At 70.0% G+C, this 23971-nt stretch carries 18 protein-coding genes; 15 read left to right on the plus strand and 3 right to left on the minus strand.

The genetic code is table 11. From position 1 onward, the window contains the following. Positions 1–179: 179 nt before the first annotated feature. From QSK20_RS20880 to QSK20_RS20900, 5 genes are all read left to right on the plus strand, one after another. Positions 180–1406: a DNA sulfur modification protein DndB gene (locus tag QSK20_RS20880; RefSeq protein WP_285790283.1), complete on the plus strand. Its 1227-nt coding sequence runs from the start codon at positions 180–182 to the stop codon at positions 1404–1406. 135 nt (positions 1407–1541) lie between these two features. Then, a complete protein-coding gene (locus QSK20_RS20885) occupies positions 1542–5594 on the plus strand; it encodes a PDDEXK-like endonuclease domain-containing protein (protein WP_285790284.1) in 4053 nt (1350 codons plus the stop codon). Beyond that, positions 5594–6436, plus strand: a complete 843-nt coding sequence (locus QSK20_RS20890) for a hypothetical protein (protein ID WP_285790285.1) — start codon at positions 5594–5596, stop codon at positions 6434–6436. Before QSK20_RS20885 ends, QSK20_RS20890 begins: the two co-directional genes overlap by 1 nt. A 158-nt stretch (positions 6437–6594) precedes the next feature. Then, positions 6595–8436 (plus strand): nucleotide exchange factor GrpE, encoded by a 1842-nt coding sequence (locus QSK20_RS20895; protein ID WP_285790286.1) that lies wholly within the window; start codon positions 6595–6597, stop codon positions 8434–8436. Positions 8437–8595: 159 nt separating this feature from the next. Beyond that, the gene (locus QSK20_RS20900; RefSeq protein WP_285790287.1) at positions 8596–9432 is read left to right on the plus strand and encodes an SDR family NAD(P)-dependent oxidoreductase; all 837 of its coding nucleotides are present in this window, start codon (positions 8596–8598) and stop codon (positions 9430–9432) included. Between the two features lie 19 nt (positions 9433–9451). On the opposite strand, the gene QSK20_RS20905 is transcribed toward QSK20_RS20900, so the two are convergent. Beyond that, complete coding sequence (locus QSK20_RS20905; RefSeq protein ID WP_502888964.1) at positions 9452–10318, minus strand: DUF72 domain-containing protein; 867 nt, start codon at positions 10316–10318, stop codon at positions 9452–9454. 527 nt (positions 10319–10845) lie between these two features. Between QSK20_RS20905 and QSK20_RS20910 the strand changes: the two genes are divergently transcribed. The 10 genes from QSK20_RS20910 to QSK20_RS20955 all read left to right on the plus strand — a co-directional run bounded on the left by QSK20_RS20910 (position 10846) and on the right by QSK20_RS20955 (position 21674). Continuing rightward, positions 10846–12048 (plus strand): dipeptidase, encoded by a 1203-nt coding sequence (locus QSK20_RS20910; protein ID WP_285790288.1) that lies wholly within the window; start codon positions 10846–10848, stop codon positions 12046–12048. After that, complete coding sequence (locus tag QSK20_RS20915) at positions 12045–13673, plus strand: ABC transporter substrate-binding protein (RefSeq protein WP_285790289.1); 1629 nt, start codon at positions 12045–12047, stop codon at positions 13671–13673. The genes QSK20_RS20910 and QSK20_RS20915 overlap by 4 nt, the downstream gene beginning before the upstream one ends. A gap of 30 nt (positions 13674–13703) precedes the next feature. Next, positions 13704–14657, plus strand: a complete 954-nt coding sequence (locus QSK20_RS20920) for an ABC transporter permease (RefSeq protein ID WP_088980326.1) — start codon at positions 13704–13706, stop codon at positions 14655–14657. A gap of 91 nt (positions 14658–14748) precedes the next feature. Next, positions 14749–15630 (plus strand): ABC transporter permease, encoded by an 882-nt coding sequence (locus QSK20_RS20925; RefSeq protein ID WP_285790290.1) that lies wholly within the window; start codon positions 14749–14751, stop codon positions 15628–15630. A 2-nt stretch (positions 15631–15632) separates the two neighbouring features. Next, positions 15633–16814 (plus strand): M24 family metallopeptidase, encoded by a 1182-nt coding sequence (locus QSK20_RS20930; RefSeq protein ID WP_088980325.1) that lies wholly within the window; start codon positions 15633–15635, stop codon positions 16812–16814. Continuing rightward, entirely contained in the window at positions 16811–17647 is an 837-nt protein-coding gene (locus tag QSK20_RS20935) for an alpha/beta fold hydrolase (protein WP_285790291.1), read from the plus strand. The genes QSK20_RS20930 and QSK20_RS20935 overlap by 4 nt, the downstream gene beginning before the upstream one ends. Next, positions 17644–18627, plus strand: coding sequence for an ABC transporter ATP-binding protein (locus tag QSK20_RS20940; RefSeq protein ID WP_285790292.1), 984 nt, complete (start codon positions 17644–17646; stop codon positions 18625–18627). The genes QSK20_RS20935 and QSK20_RS20940 overlap by 4 nt, the downstream gene beginning before the upstream one ends. Continuing rightward, positions 18614–19603 (plus strand): ABC transporter ATP-binding protein, encoded by a 990-nt coding sequence (locus QSK20_RS20945; RefSeq protein ID WP_285790293.1) that lies wholly within the window; start codon positions 18614–18616, stop codon positions 19601–19603. Before QSK20_RS20940 ends, QSK20_RS20945 begins: the two co-directional genes overlap by 14 nt. 32 nt (positions 19604–19635) lie before the next feature. Then, the gene (locus QSK20_RS20950; RefSeq protein WP_285790294.1) at positions 19636–20838 is read left to right on the plus strand and encodes a dipeptidase; all 1203 of its coding nucleotides are present in this window, start codon (positions 19636–19638) and stop codon (positions 20836–20838) included. Between the two features lie 89 nt (positions 20839–20927). Continuing rightward, positions 20928–21674, plus strand: a complete 747-nt coding sequence (locus QSK20_RS20955; protein WP_285790295.1) for a GntR family transcriptional regulator — start codon at positions 20928–20930, stop codon at positions 21672–21674. A gap of 231 nt (positions 21675–21905) precedes the next feature. Here QSK20_RS20955 and ybiA read toward each other — a convergent pair whose 3' ends face one another. Then, on the minus strand, positions 21906–22517 hold the full coding sequence (gene ybiA, locus QSK20_RS20960; protein ID WP_285790296.1) for a riboflavin biosynthesis intermediates N-glycosidase: 612 nt from the start codon (positions 22515–22517) through the stop codon (positions 21906–21908). A gap of 64 nt (positions 22518–22581) precedes the next feature. Beyond that, positions 22582–23562, minus strand: coding sequence for an enolase C-terminal domain-like protein (locus tag QSK20_RS20965; protein ID WP_285790297.1), 981 nt, complete (start codon positions 23560–23562; stop codon positions 22582–22584). Positions 23563–23971 lie beyond the last annotated feature (409 nt).

Consider the following 23971-nt stretch of genomic DNA (forward strand, 5'->3'; position numbering starts at 1 on the left):
TCGAGCTCGACGACGACTCTACACCACACCGCTAGCTTGTAAACAGTTTGACGATGTTTTCACGATCGGGTGTGCTAGGGTCGCTTTCACTTCCGGCCCGCAGCCCGCTGCGGTTGCCGCCCCTTCCCCCTGCTCGGGCCTGGCCGCCCGTGTCCCTTCGCCCCCGGAGGTTCTCCTTCGTGTCCATCACCATGCCCACCGCTGCCGTCGAGGGCATCCAGCTCACCGTAATCCCCTTCCGTTCCGACGCGGTGATCGGCACGATCGGACTGCCGGCGCTGCTCCAACTGGTGCCCTCGCCCAAGCGGGAGGAGGACCGCCGGGCCATGAAGATCGCCTCCGGTGCGGTGCGGCGGCACGCCGAGATTCGTTCGCTGGTGCAGCGCACGCTCAAGCAGACCCAGAAGGGCCGCAACGTCGCCGACTACGCCCGCTACATCGCCTCGGGTGTGAACGGGGAGTTCGGGTCCGGCTGGTCGACCCCGCCGATCACCCTCTGGCTCGCCGACGAGCCCGGTGCGGTCAGCGGCGAGCTCGTCCCCGGTAGCGGCATCTGCCGGATCACCCTCCTGGCCGGCTCCCCGGTCGTGGCCATCGACGGCGAGACCCAGGTGACCGCGCTGCACGAGCTCTACGACGACCCGGAGAGCTTCGGCATCACCTACCAGAAGTTGAACGCCGTCCGGCTCCCCTTCGAGCTGTACTGGGGTCTCGGCGTCGAGGACGCCCGGCAGATCTTCTACGACCGCAACGTCGAGGGCGTACCGGTGGCGAAGAACCTCGCCATGTCCATGGACCAGCGGGACTTCGGTACCCAACTGGCCCACCGGATCGCGGAGGCGGTCAAGGTCGAGCACGAGGGGAAGATCGTCCCCCTGGGCCGGCTCGTGCAGTCCCGCAAGCGGCAGCTCACCCGCACCGACCCGGAGCTGATCACCCTCTCCGCCCTGCGGGTCCTCGTCGTCACCACCATCTTCGGCCGGACCGGGCTGGCGCAGTCCTCGGCCACCGTGCGCGACACGGACATGCCCGCCGACACCACGGCCGAGCAGGTCGAACGGCGCGTGGTGCCGCTGCTGTCCAACCTGCTCGACCAGCTCTACCCGCAGCTCGCCGCCCGGTCCGCCGTCGCCGCGCCGGCCGTGCTCGCGGGCATCGGCATCGCCGCCCACCAGGCCACCGGTTGGGCGACCTCGGGCCGTCGACTCACCGAGGCGGACCTGTTCGACCTGATCGCCGCCGTTCGTTGGGAGCGGGAGGCCCGGTACTGGGACGGCGTGGCCGCCAGCGCCAACGCCTCCGGCGTCCTCAACTTCGGCGGCGGCGCCAAGGACTCCGGTGGCCGGGTCGCCGACGCCATCCTCTACCCCGACACGGAGACCGGCCGCAAGATCCGCGGCTGGTGACGGAGCCGGCTCAGGAACTGTCGGGAATCTGACGCACTGGCCGTAGGGGCAAGGCCCATATCCTGTAGGGCTTTGCCCCGGGCCGGCTGGTCCCGTGAATCTCCCTTGCCGTAGGTCGACTGACACGGAGAAGCGATGCTGTTGACTCAACCGGACGTGCTCGGCCTCGTGCAGCAGGCCGCCGGTAGGTGGGCCGACCAACTGATCGACTTCGGTCCCCGGAACACGCTGCTCTACTTCAAGGAGCGGCAGGCCGCCACCCTGGACCTCGGCCAGGCGACGACCGACGGGATGGCCGAACTGCTCGCCGGGAGGAAGGTGCGCCTGCGTGCGCTCTTCCCGGATCAGGACCGCCACAACGCCGCCTGCGTCACGGCCCGGGGCCTCCGCCGCAAGCTCGTCGAGCTGGAGGAGGAGCAGGGCATCCAGGCCGGATGGGTGGCTCGCGGCCTGGTCTGCATGGTCGGGACGTACACCAGGGGATCCGTTCCGATGCAACCCCTGCGGGCGCCGTTGATCCTCCACCAGATGGGGCTGGACAGCCGGACCGCGACCGAGAACGACTTCACCCTGGAGCTTTCCGAGCCGCCGGAGATCAACCCGGTGCTGCTGTACGCGCTCGAGCGGCAGTACGGCGTCGAGGCGGACATCAGCGCACTCGGCGACCAGCTGAGCACGATGCTGGCCGAGACGCCGGACCCGCAGGCGCAGCTCGGCAACGCCTTCGAACTGATCGACAAGGCGGTGGCACCCAGCGGCCTGTGCCTTCGGCTGGAACCGGCACTGCTCGCCGGGGTGTTCAGCTTCGACAAGCTCGCGATGGTGAAGGACCTGCGCACCTCGGCCGAGCTGCTGGCGTCACACCCGGTCGTCGCGGCGATGGCGGGGGACCAGGAATCCCGGCACTACCTGCGCGGCGAGCCGTTCACCGGGTCGAGCTCCAGCGCCGACCGGGTCGACCCGGCCAAGGAGTTCCTGGTCCAGGACGCCGACTCCTCCCAGCAGGGTGCCATCGACGCCGTGCTCGCCGGCCGGCACGTGGTGATCGAGGGACCGCCGGGGACCGGCAAGAGCCAGACGATCGCCAACATCATCGCGAGCATGTCCGCAGCCGGTCGCAGCGTGCTGTTCGTCTCCGAGAAGCGCGCCGCGATCGAGGCGGTGATGAACCGACTCGGTGACGTGGGACTCGACAACCTCATCTTCGACCTGCACGATCGCAAGATCAGCAAGCGGCTCGTCGCCCAGCGGATCGCCGCCGTGCTGACCCGGGCCGGCAGCGAACCGCCGCCCGACACGGGCAACCTGCACCGGCTCCTGCAAACCCGACGCAAGGCCGCCCGACAACATCCGGCCGAGCTGCACGAGGTGCGGCAGCCCTGGGGACTGAGCGCGTTCGAGGTGATCGAGCAGCTGCTCGCGCTGCCCGGCTACGACGTCTCCCGGTACAACCTGCGCGCCTCCGGTCTGCTGCACCTCGACCGGACCCGGTTGGAAGCCGTACAGGAGGACCTGCGTGCCTTCGTGGACAGCGGTGGGCTGCGGGTCTGGCGCGGCGAGTCCCCGTGGGCGAAGGCCGCGATCCGCACGGTCGACGACGTCGACGGGATGCTGGCCCACCTCGACGGGCTCGCCGCGAACGCGCTCGAGAACGCTCAGGCGGACATCCGCGCGCTGGTCGACCGGGCCGGACTGGACGTGCCCGACGACTTCACCGCGTGGGCGGAGCTGTTCGAACTGCTCACCGAGGTGGAACGCACCATCGCAAGCTACGGGGAGCAGATCTTCGGTCCCACCCTGGACGATCACGTCTACGCCGCGGCACCCCGGCGGCTCAGGTCGCGTCGGTCGGAACCCCTGGGTGTGTTCCGCCGGATGCAGCTGCGTCGGGAGCTGTGGCGGAGCTGCCCGGGTGCCCCCCGCAAGCGCGCCGAACTGCACCGTGGCCTGCTCGCCGCCGTCGACCAGCGTGAGCGCTGGCAGAAGCTGAGCCGCCGGGACAGCGCACCGGTCGCCCTGGCGGGTGCCGACCTGTGCATGTCGACCTTCGTCAAGGTACGGAACCACCTGGCGGCGGTGGCGGCCTGTGCCCGCATCGAGGGCCTGGACCGGGGAGCCGCGACCACGGCAGTCGACACCCTCGCGGAGTTGACCGCCGACCGGGAGACGCTCTTCCGGATGCCGGAGCTCAACAAGCAGCAGGAGCTGTTCCGGTCACTGGGGCTCACCCACCTGCTCGACGATCTCGCCCGTCGACAGGCCTCCAGCGACGAGGCCGCCGACGTCCTGTTGCGGGCGTGGCTCCAGGTGATCCTCGACGAGATGCGCCTACGGGTGCCCCACCTCGGCCAGTTCGTGGGTCAACGACACACACAGCTCGTCGAGGACTTCCGGCAGGCCGACGCGTCGCACATCGCCTCGGCCGCAGCACGCGTGCGGCGGAACGTGGCCGTGAACCTGCGGCGTGTCCGCGACGCCTTCCCCGAGCAGAACGGTCTGGTCCGGCAACAGGCCGCCAAGAAGAGCCGGCACATGCCGCTGCGGAAGCTGCTCGACAGCGCCCCCGACGTGCTGCTGGCAGCCTTCCCGTGCTGGGCGATGTCGCCGCTCGTGGTCAGCCGCCTCCTGCCGGCACAGCGCAGGTTCGACATGGTGATCTTCGACGAGGCGAGCCAGATCGAGCCGCACGACGCGGTGGCCTCCATCATGCGCGGCACCCAGCTCGTGGTCGCCGGAGACCCGAAACAGCTTCCGCCCACGCCGTTCTTCCGGCGGCTCGTGCAGCAGAACCCGTCGGGCGACGACGACCTCGACGAGGAGAGCCTGGAGGACTACGAGTCGGTCCTCGACGTGCTCGGTGGTCTGATCTCGGACCGGCACCGGTTGTCCTGGCACTACCGCAGCCGCGACGAACGGCTGATCGCCTTCTCGAACGTCGAGATCTACGACCGTTCCCTGGTGACCTTCCCCGGAGTGCAGGTCGACAGCCCGCTGCGATCAGAGGTGGTGGACGGCCGGGTCCCGCCCGGCCAGAGCGGATCCTCGCCCGAGGAGGTCGAGCGGGTGGTCGACCTCGTCCTCGAACACGCCCGTCAGCGCCCCGACGAGAGCCTGGGCGTGATCACCATGGGCCAGAAGCACGCACAGCGCATCGAGATGGCCCTGCGTAACCGGCGGCGGGAGCACGAACACCCGGACGACTTCTTCTCCCAGGACCGGTCTGCGAGCCAGCGGTTTTTCATCAAGAGCCTGGAGAACGTCCAGGGTGACGAACGGGACGCGATCATCCTGAGCATCGGGTACGCCAAGACCCGCGATGGGCGGCTACCGATGAGGTTCGGCCCGCTCAACCAGGAGGGTGGGGAACGACGGCTGAACGTGGCGGTCACCCGGGCCCGCCGCCGGATGACCGTGGTAAGCGCCTTCTCGCACCACGACATGGACCCGACCCGGACGGCGGGGACCAGGAACCGCGGCCCCGAGTTGCTGCGGCGGTATCTCGAGTTCGTCGCCCTCGACGGTGACCTCGGTGCCCGCCAGCACACCGGCGTCGAACTGAACGGCCTCGAACGCAGCGTGCTGGAGGCCGTGCGACAGCAGGGAATCAACGCCGTTCCCCAGTGGGGTGTGTCCGGCTACCGGATCGACCTGGCGCTCGCGCATCCGGAACAGCCCGGCCGGATGGTGCTGGCAGTCGAGACCGACGGTCACGCCTACCACCAGGCGCACAGCGCGCGGGACCGGGACCGGCTGCGCCAGCAGCACCTGGAGCGGCTGGGTTGGGAGTTCCACCGCATCTGGTCGACCGACTGGTACGTCGATCCCGCCGGTGAAACCGCCAAGCTGGTGGCGCGGTGGCGACAGGCGGTGGAGAGGGCCGACCGCGCTCCGGCAGAGCACTTCGTCCGGCCGGAACCGGAGCGTCCCGCGCCACCCCCTCCGCCGGCCGCCCAGCGGGGCCCGCGGCCAGCGGTCATGAGCGGGCTCTCCATCACCGAGTACACCCGGGACCAACTGGTCCGCATCTGTACCTGGCTGCTCAGCGACCAACTCCAGCGTGACCGGGACGACCGGTTGCGGGAGGCCATGACCGAGCTCGGTTTTCGCAAGCGGGGTTCCGTCATCGTCCGACGTCTGACCGAAGCACTCGACATCGCCCAGCAGCGCGTGGACCGGGAGGTCTCCTGATGGTCAACCTCGATCTGCTCACCCTGGAACGGGTGGCTCGCCTCATCTGCGACATGGACGGTCCGTACGAGCGCACCGGGACGCAGATCGAGCGCTTCCTGCACCGGGTGCGGTGGCCCGGGGAACCGCAGTACGACGGTTCTCCCCGGGTGCCCTGGCTCAGTGACCAGTTGAGTGCCCACGCCGACGATGCTGCCGCGGTCGACCGGCTGCTCTGTCGCATCTGCGATCCCCTGGAGTACGACGGGGGCCTCGAAGCGGCCGAGCCGATCGCCGAGGAGTTGAACCGCATCCTGGCCTCCGAGCAGCTCACCGTCACGTACGTCGGCGGCCGTCCGGTGCTCGGCCAACTCGGCAGGACCGGCGACGCCCCGATGTACGGGCCGCCAGCGGACCTGCACGAGCGGGTGCGACGCCTGGCCACCGACAGCAAGGCCGTCGGGGTTCTCATGACCCGGGCCGAGGAAGCGTCGATCTGCCAGACCAACGGCGCCTATTCGATGGCGATCATCGGTATCGGGAGCTTCGTCGAGGGACTGTTGCAGGTCGTCGTGACCGGACACGACGCGGACGTCCGCAAGAACGGGCTGTCCGACCGGAGCGGGCGGAAGGTCCGGATCGAGCGCGCGGGTCTGCAACTTCTCCTCGAGCACGCGCACCGGCGGAAGTGGGTGCAGACCGATGCCCGGGATTTCATGGAGCAGGTTCGCAACTACCGGAACTTCGTCCACCTCCGGCACCAGGCCGACTACGGACTGGTGCCCGACCTGGACACCGTCCGGATGTGCTGGGCACCCGTGCACGCGCTGCTGAACGACCTGGAATCCGCGCTCCTGTCGTAGCAGCGGTTGCTTTCACATCGACGTTGGCTGGTCACCCCTCTCCGAAGGTCGGGAACTCCGCCTCCACTGCCCCTGCTGGATCGACGGCAGCGGGCGGTGGGTCGGTGGCGGCGTAACCGACCGGAGGTGGACGGGCACTACCCTCCCCGGGAGGTCCGATGCTGGGATTTCGATCGATCGTCACCACCCGCCAGGAGCGGGACAACCTGCTGCCCCTGGTGCGGGAACAGCTCGAAAAGTGGATGACAGGGCCCAAGGGCTGGGACCCTGCGGCGCTTGAAGTGAATCGCTGGGCCACCGTCGGTGACGGCGTCCGGGCGTTGTTGTTGCAGCACAAGGGGCAGGACGGATCAGCCTCGGAGCGGGTACGGATCGTCGAGGCGAAGCCGGAGGGACGATGGACCACCCAGCTGACCGCGCACTCGCCGCACGCCAGGGACCGCCCGGCATGGGCCTGGATCGACATCGAAGCTCCCGATCCTGACGGGGAAGCCGGTAAGACTCGCCCCCGGATGGCCGGAACGCCACGGTTCGTGGCGCCGATCCTCGACGTCGTCGAAGCCTGGGACGGCGCGGCCCGGCTGACGACACGTCCGATGATCATCCGTGAGGAAGAAGCTGACGAGGTGTATCGGGCACTGCTCGATCCCGAGCGGCGTGGCGTCGTCTTCGTGGCCGGTAGCGACGAATCGCTGCCGCTCAATCCCTGGGCGGACCTGATCGGACGGCTGACCCAGTTCACCAAGGGGCTGGCTGCGTGCTACGTCCTTGACGGTGCAGCAACACGGTTGTTGAACGACCGGCTGGGCGAGATGCACGCAGTCGCGCCCGGCCGGCTTCGGACCTATCGCTCACAGGTGCAGCCGGACGTGGCGGTGGATGCGCTACGCCACCGGGTGCTGAGCACCGAACGAATCCTCGACGACAGGGAACACGCCCGGCTGGCCCGTGTACTCGCGTCCAGCGCCCAGGTGCAGGCGCTCGAACAGCCACTGCAACCTGCGGTGGCGCGGGTTCATCGCATGCTCGAACGTATAGCCGACGAACTGCTGGTGAACCGGCTCGGCGACGCAGGGCGTAAGCCCGCCGTTCCGGTGGTGGCCCTACCGCCGACGACTGTGGAACCGTCGCAGAGCGATCGCCGGCAGGATGGCGTCGAGGCGCAGGACAGCCTGCTGGTCGGCTATCTGAAGCTCAAAGTCGGCCTTGACGAGCCGACTGCCGACCGGATCGACGATCTGGCGCGCTGGGCGGAGATCGGAAGGGCGGCGGGGCAGGCACAGGAGGACGTGGCGTCCCGGCTCGCTCAGTTGCAGACCGAACTCGAGGAGGTGAGGACGGCCCACCGGGAGCTTGTCTCGCAACTGGAGGACGAGCAACTGGAGAACCGCGAGGCGGTCGATCTGTTGACGCGGGCCGAGGAGACCAACCGGAAGCTACGGCATCAGTTGGCCTCGGCCGGGCAGGCGGCGACGGCTTGGACGACGGAGGCCGGCGAGGAGGACGTGGCCCGGCCGGACAGCTTCGGTGAACTGCTCCGCTGGATCACGAAACTGGAACACGTCGAGTTCACCGGTGACCCGGACTGCCCCGCTGACCTCGACGGCATCGACACTCTCGGTGCTTGGGCCTCCAAGACGTGGGATGCCCTGTTGGTGCTGGAGGACTACGCCACGGCGAAGGCGGACGGACGGTGGGATCGGGATGTCCAGGGCTTTCTCCAGCAGACCCCGGCCGGCTGTCACGTCTGGCCTGCGCGGCGGCACGCGCGGGACGAGAGCGGAGAGGTGCGCAACAACCCGGCGTTCTGGCGGTGCCGGGTACTACCGGTACCCGTTGAGGTCGATGCCTCGGGAGAGGTCTTCATGGGCGCTCACTTCAAGATCGCAAACTTCGCGATGGTCAGTCCTCGGATGCACTACCACGACGACACCGTCGGAAGCGGTCGGATCTACGTCGGTTACATCGGTCGTCACCTGCCCACCGGCCAGACGAACTGATGGCTGCCGTCTCCTGGTCGTAGACCAACGCGTGCCGGCCGCCCGACCGATCCGGTACCTCCGCCGCAAAACGCCGCCATCGGATGGCGGGAGTGCTCTACTGACCCTGACCTGCGCCGGCACCCGGGCAGGTCAGGGCCGGGGGCGACGGGGGGCGTGATGGGCGGGCGGCTGGACGGCAAGGTCGCGGTGGTCACGGGCGGGACGAGCGGCATCGGCCGGGCGACCGCCGAACTGTTCGTGGCCGAGGGTGCCAAGGTCGTCGCGGGGGACATCTCCGACGACCTCGGTGCCGAGCTGGCGAACAGGTGCGGCGAGGCGCTGACCTACCAGCACGCGGACGTGACGGTCGAGGCCGACATCGAGGCTCTGGTGAGCACGGCGGTCGAGCGGTACGGCCGGCTCGACGTGATGTTCAACAACGCCGGGGCCGGCGGCGACCCGGCCGGCATTCAGGAGATCACCCAGGAGGGGGCGGACCGGACGTTCCGGCTGCTGGCCACGTCGGTGATCCTCGGCCACCGGTACGCCGCGCGCCAGTTCGTCCGGCAGGGCAGCGGTGGCTCGATCATCTCCACCAGTTCGGTCGCCGGGTTGCAGGGCGGGCAGTCGACGCTGGGGTACACGGCGGCCAAGCACGCCGTCGTCGGCATCGTCCGGGAGGCGACCGCCCAACTCGCGCCGCTGGGCATCCGGTCCAACGCGGTCGCGCCGGGCATCACCATGACCGGCATCATGGGTCCGGCGTTCGGCGTCCCCCGTGAGCGGGACGAGGAGTTCAAGGCGTTCCTCGCCACCGAGCTGGCCGACAAGCAGCCCATCGGGCGGGTCGGGCAACCGGAGGACATCGCGCGGGCGGTGCTCTTCCTGGCCAGCGACGACGCCGAGTGGATCACCGGTGTGGTGCTTCCCGTCGACGGCGGCCAGACCGCGATCAGCATGGGCGGCTGGCTGGCTGCGGCGGCACAGGCCGGCGCGGAGTTCGGCGCGGGGTGACCGTCGCCCGGCGGACCGGTCAGAACAGGGTCAGCGGCTCGACCGGGCTCGGTTCGACCGGGATCGGCTCGGGCAGGGGCGCCAGGCCGGGTACGCGTGCGCGTACCTCGTCGTGGAAGCGGCGGGCGAGCACGGGCGCGTCGGCGTTGTCCGGGGTGTGGACGAACACGGTGGGGGAGCGGCCCTCCCGGAGCCATCCGGTCACCACGTCGATCCAGTGCTGCCAGCCCTCGACAGTCCGGGTGGTGTCGTCGCGGCCGAGGTAGCGGACGATCGGCCGGTCGGTGAGCGCGTGGGTGCGCAGGGGCATCCGGGGCTTCTTCGTCCAGGCGTCCCGTTCCGCGTCGCTGGTCGGCGGGCTCCGGAAGAAGGCGGTGGTGTCGAAGGGGATCCACTCGGCGTCGGCGTCGGTGAGCACCCCTTCGAGGAGTCGTACCGCCCGGGGGTCGTCGAAGAACGCGGGGTGGCGGACCTCGACGGCGTACCGGTGGGTGGTGGGAAGCCGGCGCAGGAAGCGGGCGAGGGTGGGCACGTCGGCCGGGGCGAACGAGCCGGGGAGCTGGATCCAGAGGGCGTGCGCCCGTGGGCCGAGCGGTTCGATCGCGTGCAGGAAGGCGCTCAGTGGTTCGTCGGCGCCGTCGAGCCGGTGGTCGTGCGTGACGGTCCGGGGCAGTTTCAGGACGAACCGGAAGTCGGGGTCGGTCTGGTCGGCCCAGGTGGTGACGGTCTCCCGGGCCGGGGTGGCGTAGAAGGTCGTGTTCCCCTCGACCGAGTCGCACCAGCCGGCGTAGTGCCGCAGCCGCTCGTGGGCCGGCAGGGGGTGCGGCAGGATCCGCCCCTGCCACGCCTTGAGCGTCCACATCGCGCACCCCACGTGCAGCCGCATGCTTCCGGATTCCTTCCCGTCGACGTGTCCGGACACGGTATACGCCCGTCCCTCCCACCCCGGACGGGCGGACGGCCGGACGCGGCTGGCGTCGGCGTCGATGGTGCCCGACTCGTCTTGCGGCATGTCGGGGCTTCCGGTCGGTCGGACACCCCGAGATGCCGCAAAGCGAGTGGATCAGCGGGGCGGGGGCAGGGGTGGGGGCGGGGCGGGTGCGCTCGGTGCCGGGGTAACCCGTGGGCAACAGTTCGGACCTCTGGCGGTAATGGTCTGACCTCCTGAGGGTGGAGGTCTGTCGGGGGTCGTCTTTTCGGGTGGGGGTGGGGTCGGGTGGACGGGGTCGTCGTGCCTCGGCCGCAGGTCGCGATTCGCCCATGCACCGTCCTGACCTGCGGGAATGTTGCCTGTTGAGGTAACGGTCGGGTCACGGGGTATTCCCGAGGAGTTCTTCGCTGCACTAGCGTCCGGGGAGGCATGAGGTCAGACCTCATTCCTCAGACCTCTACCTGGACGAGGTGAGTTGACGAGTGCAGGAACCCGCCCCCCGTTACGCCGGATACCGGTCCTTCGACTACCTGACGCCGCACGTCGACTACAAGGTCTTCGCGCTCGCGCCGCAGGTGGGCCGGGTACCGGAACACGACCTCGGCCTCAGTGACGACCAGCGCGCCCGGGTCGCCCGGCTGCTCCGTGAGCACATGGCCATCTCGCTGCACGAGCACCCGAAGATCCTGCCGGCCGACGTGTCGCAGCTGCGGGACTACAACCGCACCGGACGCAACTCGTTCGGCTTCGAGGGCCTGGCCCGCTCCGGCATGACCGCGGTCTTCGACAACTTCATGAACGGCACCGGCTGCGTGACCAGCGAGCACGCCTGGAAGTGGGACGACGTCATCTACGACATCGGCCTGCGCTTCGCCGACGTCGCCAAGCAGGACCACGTGGTGGTGGCGACCACGCTGGAACAGATCTTCGAGGCCAAGCGGAACGGCCAGATCGCCCTGGTGGCGGGTCTGGAAGCGGCCACGATGATCGAGAACGAGCTGGACCGGATCGACATCCTCTACGGCTTCGGCGTGCGTCAGATGGGCATCGCCTACAGCCAGGCGAACATGCTCGGCTCCGGCCTCTCCGAGACCCGCGACGGGGGGCTGACCCACTTCGGGCGGCGCGCGGTCGACCGGATGAACAAGCTCGGCATCGCCATCGACATCTCGCACTCCGGCGACCAGACCTCGCTGGACGTGGTCGAGGCCAGTCGGGTCCCGGTGTTCATCACGCACGCCGGTGCCCGTTCGGTCTGGAACACCCCCCGGATGAAGCCGGACGAGGTGATCCGGGCCTGCGCCGAACGGGGTGGCGTGATCGGCATCGAGGCCGCTCCGCACACCACGCTCTCGGCGGACCACCCGCACCACTCGATCGAGTCGGTGATGGACCACTTCACGTACTGCGTGGATCTGGTCGGCATCGACCACGTGGCGTTCGGCCCGGACACCAACTTCGGTGACCACGTCGGGCTGCACGACAGCTTCACCCAGCACCTGGCGATCGGGCAGGCCCACGGCGTCGTGGACCACCCCCGGGTCGAGTACGTGAGCGGCATGGAGAACCCGGGCGAGTGCTTCAGCAACATCGTCGGGTGGTTGGTCACGCACGGTTACTCCGACGACGAGATCGCCAAGGTCATCGGCGGCAACATCATCCGGGTTCTTCAGGAGGTTTGGTGAAAAAGACAGTCAAGGGTCGGTGGCGGCTCGCTGTCGCGCTCGGCGTGGCGGCCACGCTGGGTGTCTCCGGGTGCGGCCTGAACGAGGACAACAACTCGTCCTCGGAAAGCTCGTCCGGCAGTTCGGTGCTGCGCATCGGCACCACCACGGACGTCAGCAACTTCAACCCGCTCCAGTCGCTGAGCAAGACCGACTCGTGGATCCTCAACGCGATGTACCCGCACCTGCTGCGGATCGACGAGAGCGCGAAGAAGGCCCCGGAGCTGGCCAAGGAGTACCGCTACGAGGACGACGGCAAGACCGCCGTGTTCATCCTGCGGGACGACTTCAAGTGGACCGACGGCAAGCCGGTGGTCGCCGAGGACGTCAAGTTCAGCGCCGAGCAGATCATGAAGTACAAGCTCGGCAACGTGGCGGCGAAGCTGACCTGGGTCGAGTCGATCGAGGCCCCGGACGCGACCACGGTCAAGTTCCGGCTCTCGCAGCCGTACGCGCCGTTCGCCGAGGGCGTCGGCTTCTGGATGTCGATCGTGCCGAAGCACGTCTTCGAGTCCGCCGGTGACCTGTCCAAGTTCCCGAACGACTCGAACTGGGTCGGGGCCGGGCCGTTCGTGCTGGAGAGCATGACCAAGGGCCAGCGCTACGTGATGAAGCGCAACGAGCACTACCCGCTCGCCCCCGACGGCAAGGCTGCCGTCAGCCAGGTCGAGTACCGGGTCTACCCGGACGTCAACACGATGATGCTGGCGCTGCGCAACGGCGACATCGACATGATGGGCACCCCGGTGCCGGTGTCGGCGGCGAAGCAGTTCGAGGGCGACTCGAAGATCAAGATGGAGAAGGTCGGCGCGCTCGGCTTCGCCCACCTGACCTACAACATGAAGAACAAGCAGCTGGCCGACCAGCAGGTCCGGCAGGCGCTGTCGATGTCCGTGGACACCAAGTCGATCATCTCGGCGGTGCTCCAGGGCGACGCCCAGCAGATGGCCGGCCCGATCTCGCCGATCTTCTCGGACTACGACAACACCGAGATCCAGCCGTACCCGTTCGACCCGGCGGGCGCGAAGGCCAAGCTCACCGCGGCCGGCTACAAGGACGGCAACGGCGACGGCTTCTTCGACGAGCTGACCTTCGGGGTGGCCTGCGACCAGTCGAACGCCAACATCACCCGGGTGGTGCAGCTCTTCCGGGAGAGCGCCGCCCAGGCCGGCATCAAGCTGGAGAACGAGTGCGTCGAGCGGAACACGTTCCTCGCCCGCACCAAGAACGGTGAGTACGACATCGACGCCTCGCAGTGGGGCGTGTTCGACAACCCGATGGACCAGCTGCGCAGCACCTACCTGTCCAGCAACCCGGGTGGCATCAACTACAACCTGCTCGAGTCGCCCGAGATGGACCGGCTGATCAACGACGCCGCCGGCACCACCGACCCCGAGGCGTTCAAGACCAAGATCAAGAACATCGACAAGGTCGTGCACGAGCAGGCGTACCTGACCCCGCTGTACGTGGAGAACTTCCAGTTCGCCTACAACGCCAGCAAGTTCACCGGCTTCGCCCCGTCGCCGTCGGACCTGCTCGGCATGGTCACCGCGTACTCGCTGGCCCAGGTCAAGCCGGCCAGCTAACCCCAACCAGAGGGAGAGGAGGGGTCCCCCGTGGCGCGTTTCGTGCTCAGTCGGGCACTGAAGGCCGTCCTGACCGTGTGGATTGCGATCACTTCGACGTTCTTCCTGCTCCGGCTGCTGCCGGGGGACCCCACGACCCTGATGGTCGAGGGGGACATGACGCCGGAGATGCAGGCGGCGCTGCTCAAGACGTACGGCCTGGACCGTCCGCTGTGGGAGCAGTACGTGTCGTACCTGCGTGAGCTGCTCCAGGGCAACCTGGGTATCTCGTTCCGGCAGATCCAACCGGTCACCGACATCATCGTCGACCGGCTGCCGTGGACGCTGCTCCTCGCCGGCAGCGCCTTCGTCATCACCATCGCCATCGGCATCCCGATCGGCGTCTGGGCCGCCGTGCACAAGGGCAACTGGCTGGACCGTACGCTCCAGGCGCTCGGCATCGGCGGGCACGCGCTCTTCGTGCCCAGCGTCGCCATGCTGCTGCTGGTCTTCCTCGGCGCGCAGCTCGGCTGGTTCCCGATCGGCGGGGCGATCGACCCGGACACCCGGGGCGCGGCGGCCTACCTGAGCCTGCTGCACCACCTGGTGCTGCCGGTGCTGTCACTGGTGCTGGTGCAGCTCGGCCCGTACGCGCTGACCCTGCGCACCAACATGATCGAGGTTCTCGGCGAGGACTACATCCGGGCCGCCCAGGCCAGGGGACTCTCCGCCACCCGGCGGGTCTGGAAGCACGGCCTGCGCAACGCGATCCTGCCGGCGCTGACCCTGATGGGCCTGCAACTGGGCACCCTGGTCGGCGGCGCGGTGCTCACCGAGACGGTGTTCGCCTACCCCGGCGTCGGCCGGCTCATCTACGAGGCGGTCGGGCAGCAGGACTACCCCGTCCTCCAGGGCGCGTTCATCATGCTCGCCGTCACGGTGGTCTTCGCCAACGCGCTGACCGACATGCTCTACGCCGTCCTCAACCCCCGCATCCGCCTGTGAAGCGCGAGGAGTGCAGCGGAGCGGAGCCCCGCAGTCGCGAGCGGAAGACCAGCCCTGTGAACTCCACCCTTATCCACGAAGGGAGGACGCCGTGAGCGCCCCCGTGCTGACCGAGCAGACGGTGCCGCCGGTCGCCCCGGCCCCCGTCAGGCGGTCCTGGAGCCGCTACCTGCGCCAGCCCTCGGCGGCGCTCTCCATCCTGGTGCTGCTGGTCATGGTGGTGCTGGCGGTCTTCGCGCCGCTGATCGCCGACGAGCCCACCGGTGCCGGGCCGGACGTGCTGCAACCCCCGTCCGGGGCGCACTGGTTCGGCACCGACGACCTCGGGCAGGACATCTTCGCCCAGGTCGTCTGGGGCACCCGGACCAGCCTGGTGATCGGTCTGGCCGCCTCGGTGATCGCGATCGTCCTGGGTACCGCGATCGGCCTGGCCTCGGCCTACTTCCGTCCGATCGACGCGGTCGCCACGGTGATCACCGACGTGATGCTGGCGCTGCCCACCCTGCCGTTGATGATCATGCTGGCCGCGGTGGTCAACCCCAGCGTCTGGACGCTGACCCTGATCATCGGGTTCTTCGCCTGGCCCGAGGTGGCCCGGCTGATCCGGTCGCAGGGCCTGGTGATCAGCGCGATGCCGTACATCGACGGGGCCCGGGTGCTCGGGGCCACCGGGTGGCGGATCGTCACCCGGGAGATCCTGCCCGCCGTCGTCTCGCTGGTGATCGTCAGCGTGCTGCTCACCGCCTCCCGCGCGGTGATCTCCGAGGCCGGGCTGAGCTTCCTCGGCCTCGGTGACCCGGACGCCTGGTCCTGGGGTCGCATCCTGCTCAACGCCCAGCGCAGCGGCGTCATCGCCATCGCCTGGTGGCAGACGCTCTTCCCGTCCCTGGCGATCCTGCTGCTGGTGCTCGCGGCGACCGTCGCCGGCATGCGGTTCAACGACACCCGTGACCCCCGCGGCAACGGAGGCTGACCATGCGACTGCCCGACAGCTTCTACACCAGCGTCCGCGCCCGGCTCGCCGAGGCCCTCGGCGAGCGCGGCCTGGACGGCTTCCTGGCCACGTCCCCGGCGGACGTCGCCTTCCTCAGCGGCTTCTTCTACATCGCCACCGAGCGTCCGGTCTACCTGTGGATGCCCCGGGAGGGCGACCCGCTGCTGGTCATCCCGCGCCTCGACGAGGAGTACGCCGCCCAGCAGGGCGTGACCGTGGAGACGGTCAGCTACTTCGAGTACCCGGGTGTGGTGACCGCCGAGCAGACCCTCGCCACGGCGCTGTCCCGGCGCGGCGGCCCGGCCCGCCGGATCGGGGTGGGCGGCGGGGTGTCCGTGGGCGCCTTCCGGGCCCTGTCGACGGCGCTCACCGGGGCCACCCTGGAGACCACCGACGCGGTGGCCCGGCTGCGGCTGCGCAAGTTCCCCGAGGAGGTCCCGTTCCACGAGGCCGCCGCGCGGATCTGCGACGAGATGCTCGCCGCCGGCCGGGCGCTGATCGAGGAGGCGCTGGCCACCGGGGGACCGCTGCCCCGGGAGGACGAGCTGGCCCGGCACGTCATCGGGTACGGCACCGACCGGATGTACGCCGACTACGACCTGGTCGTCTACACCACCAAGCTGGCCGGCGGGCTGGTCTACGCCGGCCCGAACTCGGCCCTGCCGCACGGCCTGCCGACCCGTCGGCGGCTCCAGCCCGGTGACACGCTGATCCTCTCCCTCGGCGCGGCGGTGGCCAGCCGGTTCGTGGAGAGCGAACGCACCTTCGTCATCGGCGAGCCCACCGCCGAGCAGGTGCGCTACTACGAGGCCGACCGCGAGGCGCAGGAAGTCGGCACCCAGGCGATGGTCGCCGGCCGGACCTGCGCCGAGGTCAACAAGATCTGCCTGGACGTGCTGCGCGGGCACGGGCTGGGTGACTTCATCCGGCACCGGCAGGGACACGGCATCGGGTTGCAGAACCACGAGGCGCCCTGGGTCGAGGACGGCGACGACACCGTGCTCGCCCCCGGGATGCTGCTCTCCAGCGAGCCCGGTGTCTACGTGCCCGGCCACGCCGGCTACCGCATCTCCGACACGGTCCTGGTCGAGGCGGACGGTCCGCGCCGGCTGACCGGCTACCCGCGCGACCTGGCATCGAATGTCATCGAGGGGGTCCGATGAAGATCAATGGAGCGGAACTGGTCGTCGAGGCGTTCGGCCCGACCGACGCGCCCGCGATGATCGTGCACCACGGCGCGCCCGGCCTGGGCTCGCGCAACGAACCGAAGCGCTCCTTCGGGCCGTTCGCCGACCGGATGCGGGTCATCGTCTTCGACGCACGGGGCTCCGGCGAGTCCAGCGACGACGAGCCGTTCACCCACGAGCAGTGGGTGGCCGACGTGGACGCCATCCGGGAGCACTTCGGCTACGAGAAGATCGTGATGGCCGGTGGCTCGTACGGCGGGTTCATCGCGATGGAGTACGCCATCGCCCACCCGGACCGGGTGTCCGCGATGATCCTGCGGGACACCGCCGCGGACACCGCCCACGACCACCTCGCCGTCGAGCGGGCCCGGAGCACCGACCGGTCGGTGATCCCGGAGTGGATCATCGAGCGGATCGGCACCGGCCGGTTCGAGAGCAACGAGCAGCTGCGCGAGTACTGGAAGGGCATCCTGCCGCTCTACGACCACCAGCACGACCCGGCCAAGGACGAGGCGAAGCTCGCCGCCACCCGGTTCCACTACCGGACGCACAACGCGGCCTTCGGGCAGAACATGCCCCGCTACGACCTGAAGCCGAAACTGCCCTCGATCACCTGTCCGACCCTGGTCACGGTGGGCCGCCACGACTGGCGTACCCCGGTGGCGGCCTCGCAGGTCATCGCCGATCTGGTCCCGGACGCCCGGCTGGTGGTCTTCGAGAAGTCCGGGCACTCGCCGCAGCTGGAGGAGCCCGAGCTGTTCCAGCAGGTGGTGCGGGACTTCCTCGCCGAGGCCGGAGTGCTGCGGTGACCAGCCTCCTGGAGGTCGCCGACCTGCGGGTCGAGTTCCCCGGCCCGACCGGGCCGGTGCGTGCGGTCAACGGCGTCTCGCTGGAGGTCGAGTCCGGACGGACCCTGGCCCTCCTCGGCGAGTCCGGCTCCGGCAAGAGCGTCACCGCGCAGGCGGTGATGGGCATCCTCGACACGCCGCCGGCCCGGGTCGACGGCGCGGTGCGGCTGCGCGGCCGGGAGTTGCTCACCCTGCCGCGTAAGCAGCGCGACCGGGTCAGCGGCGAGGAGATCGGCATGGTCTTCCAGGACGCCATGGCCGCGCTGAACCCGGTCTTCACCGTCGGCGACCAGATCACGGAGGTGCTCCGGGTCCGCCGGGGCATGTCCAAGGCCGACGCCCGCCGTCGCGCGGTCGAACTCGTCGACCGGGTCCACATCCCGGCCGCGAAGGACCGGATCCGCGACTACCCGCACCAGTTCTCCGGCGGTATGCGGCAGCGCATCATGATCGCGTTGGCCATCTCCCTGGAGCCGGACCTGCTGATCGCCGACGAGCCCACCACCGCCCTGGACGTCACCGTGCAGGCCCAGGTGATGGAGCTGCTCGCGGAGATCCAGCGGGACAGCGGCATGGGCCTCCTGCTGATCACCCACGACCTCGGGGTGGTCGCCGAGGTCGCCGACGACGTGGCGGTGATGTACGCCGGCCGGATCGTCGAGCGGGGCAGCGTCGGGCAGATCTTCGCCGGCCCGGCGCACCCGTACACCGAGGGGCTGCTCGCCTCGATGCCCCGGGTGGACCGGCGTGACGAGGTGCTCTACGCCATTCCCGGCGCCCCGCCCAACCCGGCCCGGCTGCCCACCGGCTGCCCGTTCCACCTGCGCTGCCCCCGGGTCACCGACGAGTGCCGGGTGACCCTGCCACCACTGGAGACGCTGCCCGCCGGTCGGGCCAGCGCCTGCCACCACCACGAGGAGGTGCTCGGTGCCACCCGCTGACGACGTGGTGCTGCGGGTCGAGAACCTGGTCAAGCACTTCCCGATCAAGGGTCGGGTCCCGTTCACCTCGGGCGGTGTGGTCCGTGCCGTCGACGGGGTCTCCTTCGACCTGCGCCGGGGCGAGACGCTCGGCGTGGTGGGCGAGTCCGGCTGCGGCAAGAGCACCCTGGCCCGGATGCTGGTCGGGCTGGAACAGCCCACCTCCGGCGCGGTCACCTTCGGCACCTCGGTGGTGCACAAGGCCCGGGGCCGGGACCTGCGCGCGCTGCGGCGGCGGATCCAGATCGTGCTCCAGGACCCGTACACCTCGCTGAACCCCCGGCGCACCATCCGGGAGATCCTGCTCCAGCCCTTCGAGATCCACCCCGACGTGCTGGACAAGGGACGCCGGCTGGACCGGGTGAGGGAACTGCTCGACCTGGTCGGCCTCGACCCGCACCTGCACCTGGACCGCTACCCGCACCAGTTCTCCGGCGGGCAGCGGCAGCGCATCGGCATCGCCCGCGCGCTCGCCCTGCAACCCGACGTGATCGTCTGCGACGAGCCGGTCTCCGCGCTGGACGTCTCGGTCCAGGCCCAGGTGGTCAACCTGCTCGAACGGCTCCAGGACGAGCTGGGCGTGGCGTACGTCTTCATCGCCCACGACCTGTCCGTGGTCCGGCACATCTCCGACCGGGTGGCGGTGATGTACCTCGGCAAGCTGGTGGAGACCGGGCCGGAACACAGCCTGTACGACACGCCCCGGCACCCGTACACGACCGCCCTGCTCTCGGCCGTGCCGGTGCCCGAGCCGGCCGCCCGGGGGCAACGCCAGCGGATCCTGCTGGCCGGTGACCCGCCCAGCCCGGTGAACCCGCCCTCGGGTTGCCGGTTCCGGACCCGCTGCTGGCAGGCGACCGAGACCTGCGCCACCACCGAACCGCCGCTGGCCGCCGGCGAACATCCGGTTGCCTGCCACTACCCGCTGGCCGCGTAGCGCCCGGCGACCGTTCCCCAAGGAGAAGTGTCTTGCTGCAAGAACCCGCCCCCCGGTACCAGGGGCACAGGTCCTACTCGTACCTGGAGCCGCACACCGACTACCGGGTGTTCGACCTGGCGCAGGAGGTCGGCCGGGTGCCCGAGCACGACCTCGGCCTGACCGACGCCCAGCGCTCGCGCGTGACCCGGCTGCTCGCCGAGCACGTCGCGATCTCCCTGCACGAGCACCCGGTGGTCCTGCCCGAGGACGTCCGGGAGCTGCGCGCCTACAACCGCACCGCGCGCCAGCGCACCGGTTACGAGGGGCTGGCCCGCTCCGGGCTCACCGCCGTCTTCGACAACTTCATGGCCGGCGCGTCCTGCGTGACCAGCGAGAACGGCTGGAAGTGGAACGACCTCGTCTACGCCCTCGGGATGCGGATGAGCGACCTCTACAAGCAGGACCACGTCTTCCTGGCCACCTCGCTGGCCGACATCCACGCCGCGAAGCGGGACGGCCGGCTCGCGCTCGTCGCGGGCCTGGAGTGCGCCAGCCCGATCGAGAACGAGCTGGACCGGATCGACATCCTCTACGGCTTCGGCGTCCGTCAGCTCGGCATCGCCTACAGCCAGGCCAACATGCTCGGCGGTGGGCTCTCCGAGCGGCACGACGGCGGGCTGACCCACTTCGGGCGGCGCGCGGTCGACCGGATGAACAAGCTCGGCATCGCCATCGACATCTCCCACTCCGGCGACCAGACCTGCCTGGACGTGGTCGAGGCCAGCACCGTGCCGGTCTTCATCACGCACGCCGGCGCCCGTTCGGTCTGGAAGACGCCCCGGATGAAGCCGGACGAGGTGATCCGGGCCTGCGCCGAGCGGGGTGGCGTGATCGGCATCGAGGCGGCCCCGCACACCACCCTCTCGGCGGACCACCTGCACCACTCGATCGAGTCGATCATGGACCACTTCACGTACTGCGTGGACCTGGTCGGCATCGACCACGTCACGTTCGGGCCGGACACGATGTTCGGTGACCACGTCGGGGTGCACAACACCTACGCCGGCAACTACGCGCACGACGCCGGTGACCGGCCGGAGCACCCCCGGGTGGAGTACGTCTCCGGGATGGAGAACCCGGGCGAGGCGTTCGGCAACATCGTCGGCTGGCTGGTCAAGCACGACTACTCCGACGACGAGATCGCCAAGGTCATCGGCGGCAACACCCTCCGGGTCCTGGAACAGGTCTGGTAGTGCCGGATCGGCCGATCGGTCGATCCGGCACCGACGAACTACACTCCGTACGCCGCGGCCGGCGGCGGACAGCGATGAGGTGAGGGCGGATGGGACGGCGCGAGACCGCGCTTCAGGCCGCGCACAGTCGGCTACGGGAGCTCATCGGCAGCGAGTTCCGGGTGGGCGACAAGCTGCCCAACGAGCGGGACCTGGCCGACCGGCTGGAGGTCAGCCGGGCCACCGTACGCGAGGTGCTGGGTCAGCTCGCCGGTGAGGGCGTGGTGACGCGGACCTGGGGGATCGGCACGTTCGTGCACGACGGTGTGGAACGGGTGCCGGTGTCGATCGGCGACGTCACCGCGCTGCGGGACCGGATCACTGCCTCGGGGCACCGCCCGACGCTCCAGGACGCGGCGGTCAGCCGGGCCAAGTGCCCGCCCGGCTGCGCCGAGGTGCTCGGGGTCGAGCCGGACTCGCCGGTGTGGCGGGTCGACCGGCTCTTCGCCGTGGACGGGGTCCCGGCGGCCTGGATCCGCGACCACCTGCCGCTGCGCTTCGACGGCCGGGACCTCGACCCGTCCGGGCTGCTCAGCATCGACCTGGACATGTTCGAGTTCCTGGCCAGCGCGACCGGCATGCCGGTCCGGCGGGCGGAGATCGAACTCGTCGCCGTCCTCGCCGACGAGGAGGCCACCACGCGGCTCGACGTGGCGCTCGGGCACCCGCTGGTCACCGCCACCCAGATCGGCTACGGGGCGGGCGAGGTCGCTCTGTTCCACGGGCACTTCACGGTCCGCACCGACGTGCTGACCCTGCGGATCAGCCGGGGCGGGCAACCCGAACCGGCACGGTGAGCGGCTCCGACCGGTCGGCCAGGGTGCGGTGAGGTCCCCCCGGCCGGTCGGTCCGGTTCCGCGCACCGATGCCCGCCGGTGGACCGGACAGCGGTCCACCGGCGGGCATCGTCGTCTCCATCTCCGCGCCCACGCCTCGCGGGCCGGTGCGCCGAGCAGCAACGTCCCAGCGCCAGTTCGTCGACCCGCCGGCCGTCGCGCGACCCGCACCCGGACCGGCCCGGGGTGAGGTCAGCGCCCGTCGGCCCGGTTCGCCGGATCGCCGTACGTCGCCGCGTCCGGCGTCCCGTCCCGAAGCGCCGCCCGGACCCGCATCAGCGCGAAACCGAGCAGGTTCAGCCCACGCCACCGGGCGGGGTCGGCGGCGGCCGGGGCGTCGGCGGCCAGGCCGATGCCCCAGATCCGGTCCAGCGGACTCGCCTCGACCAGCACCCGATTCCCGGTGCCGAGCAGGAACGCCCGCAGGTCGGGGTGCTGGCCGAACTTGGCGAGGTTGGCGGCCACCACGATCTCGAACCGGCGGTCCCGCCAGGTCTGCTCGTCGAACCCGGCGACCTGACGGCCGAGGGTCTTGGCCTGGTTCGGGTGCGCCACCGTGAGCACCTTCCCGGCGGTCGCCCGGTCGCCGAAGAGCATCGCCTTGGCCCACATCATGTGGTGCTCGGCGGTGGCGAACCGGGTCCCGTCCACGGTGAACGGCGCCGGCCACCACTGGCTCAGGCAACCCGGCCCGACGGTGCCGTCCGGTCGGGCCCGGTGCCCCCAGAAGAACAGGAACTTCGGGGTCCGCCCGGCGCGTACCGCGTCGGTCAGCTCGGCAACGTTCCACACCTGCACGGACATGCCGGCCAGTGTGGCCCACGGTGCCCGCTGCCGCCTCCGGTTTACCGGGCGGTCCGGTGACCGGTCAGCCCCACAGTTCCGGCGTGGGCGGGCTGAGCCGACCCTCCACGCACGGCATCGACGGCTGCACGTCCTCGGTGAGGATCAGGTGCCCGGCGATGTCCCGGAACTCCGCGTAGTGGGCGACCTGGAAGGCGGCGGCGGAGGCGAGCGAGGTGGCCGCGAAGCAGCCGACCATGATGCGCAGGTCACGCTGCCGGGCCTGCGCCACGATCCGCAGCGCGGCGGTGAGGCCGCCGCACTTGTCGAGTTTGACGTTCACCCCGTCGTAGAGTTCGGCGATCCGGGGCAGGTCCTCCTCGGCGTAGAAGGACTCGTCCGCGATGAGGGGCACCTGCCGGGGCAGCCCCCGCAGCGCCTCCTCGTGTTCGGGCCGGACCGGCTGCTCCACCATCCGGACGTCGTGCCGGGCGAGCACCGGCAGCATCGCCACCAGACGCTCCGGCGTCCAGCCGCAGTTGACGTCCACCACCAGTTCGGCGTCGGGCCGGTGGGCGCGGGTGAGTTCCAGCCGTTCGACGTCCTCGGGCGACCCGAGTTTCAGCTTCAGGGCTCGCCGTCCCTGGCTGTCCTTCAGTTCCTGGACGAACTGGGTCTCGTCGGCCAGCGAGACGGTGAGCATGTCCTCGACCGGGGTGGGCTCGGGCAGGCCGATCATCTGCCACACCCGGCGGCCGCTGCGCTTGGCCTCCAGGTCCCACAGGGCGGCGTCGACGGCGTTGCGTGCCGCGCCGGCCGGCAGCAGGGCGAGCAGGTCCTCCCGGCCGGCGCCCTGGCCGATCGCGACCCGGGCCTGCTCCACCTGCTCGGCGGTGGCGGCCTTCGGGTCGGGGAACCGGCTCTCGAACAGGGTGGCCTCCCCGCGGCCCCGGAGGTCGCCGTCGCGCAGCTCCACCCGGACCAGCCGGGTGGCCAGCAGGCTCGCTCTCGCGAAGTGGTACGGCAACGAGAAGGGGATGTCGAGAAAGGCGTGGCTCAGCTCCATCGAGTCCTCATTCCGTCCGACGGCACGAGAAATCGATGGTATGCGATCTGTGTGGTGGTGGGTCGCCGACGACGGCCCAGGTTGTTTCCTCGCGCCCCGTAACTCTTCCCGGCCTGGGGCGTTGGGGATGTCGAAGGCCGTGGAACGTGCGGATGCCCCCGGCGTCCACCGAGGGCATCCGCTGTGCGCGACGCTCGCTGACGGTTGGGGTCAGGCGGGCGCTGCCGGGTGTGCTGCCTTCACGCCACCAACTTCACCCATTCGACGCTCGGTCCGAGGGCGGCTGCGGCCAGGACAGCAAAGATCATTTTTTTCATGGGTGGATCTTAGAGAGCCCATCGCGGGGTGGGTGGGCGGGGTCCCATGAATGGCCGTTCGACCGCTCAAAGCGTCCTTCTGTCCCTTATGG

This window comes from Micromonospora sp. NBRC 101691 (assembly GCF_030269285.1).
GTDB classification, from domain to species: domain Bacteria; phylum Actinomycetota; class Actinomycetes; order Mycobacteriales; family Micromonosporaceae; genus Micromonospora; species Micromonospora echinospora.

Excerpts from the sequence above, each read along its gene's own strand:
- QSK20_RS20885 (WP_285790284.1), top strand. The coding sequence starts at position 1,542 with ATGCTGTTGACTCAACCGGACGTGCTCGGCCTCGTGCAGCAGGCCGCC.
- QSK20_RS20890 (WP_285790285.1), top strand. The coding sequence starts at position 5,594 with ATGGTCAACCTCGATCTGCTCACCCTGGAACGGGTGGCTCGCCTCATC.
- QSK20_RS20895 (WP_285790286.1), top strand. The coding sequence starts at position 6,595 with ATGCTGGGATTTCGATCGATCGTCACCACCCGCCAGGAGCGGGACAAC.
- QSK20_RS20900 (WP_285790287.1), top strand. The coding sequence starts at position 8,596 with ATGGGCGGGCGGCTGGACGGCAAGGTCGCGGTGGTCACGGGCGGGACG.
- QSK20_RS20905 (WP_502888964.1), bottom strand. The coding sequence starts at position 10,318 with ATGCGGCTGCACGTGGGGTGCGCGATGTGGACGCTCAAGGCGTGGCAG.
- QSK20_RS20930 (WP_088980325.1), top strand. The coding sequence starts at position 15,633 with ATGCGACTGCCCGACAGCTTCTACACCAGCGTCCGCGCCCGGCTCGCC.
- QSK20_RS20935 (WP_285790291.1), top strand. The coding sequence starts at position 16,811 with ATGAAGATCAATGGAGCGGAACTGGTCGTCGAGGCGTTCGGCCCGACC.
- QSK20_RS20955 (WP_285790295.1), top strand. The coding sequence starts at position 20,928 with ATGGGACGGCGCGAGACCGCGCTTCAGGCCGCGCACAGTCGGCTACGG.
- ybiA (WP_285790296.1), bottom strand. The coding sequence starts at position 22,517 with ATGTCCGTGCAGGTGTGGAACGTTGCCGAGCTGACCGACGCGGTACGC.
- QSK20_RS20965 (WP_285790297.1), bottom strand. The coding sequence starts at position 23,562 with ATGGAGCTGAGCCACGCCTTTCTCGACATCCCCTTCTCGTTGCCGTAC.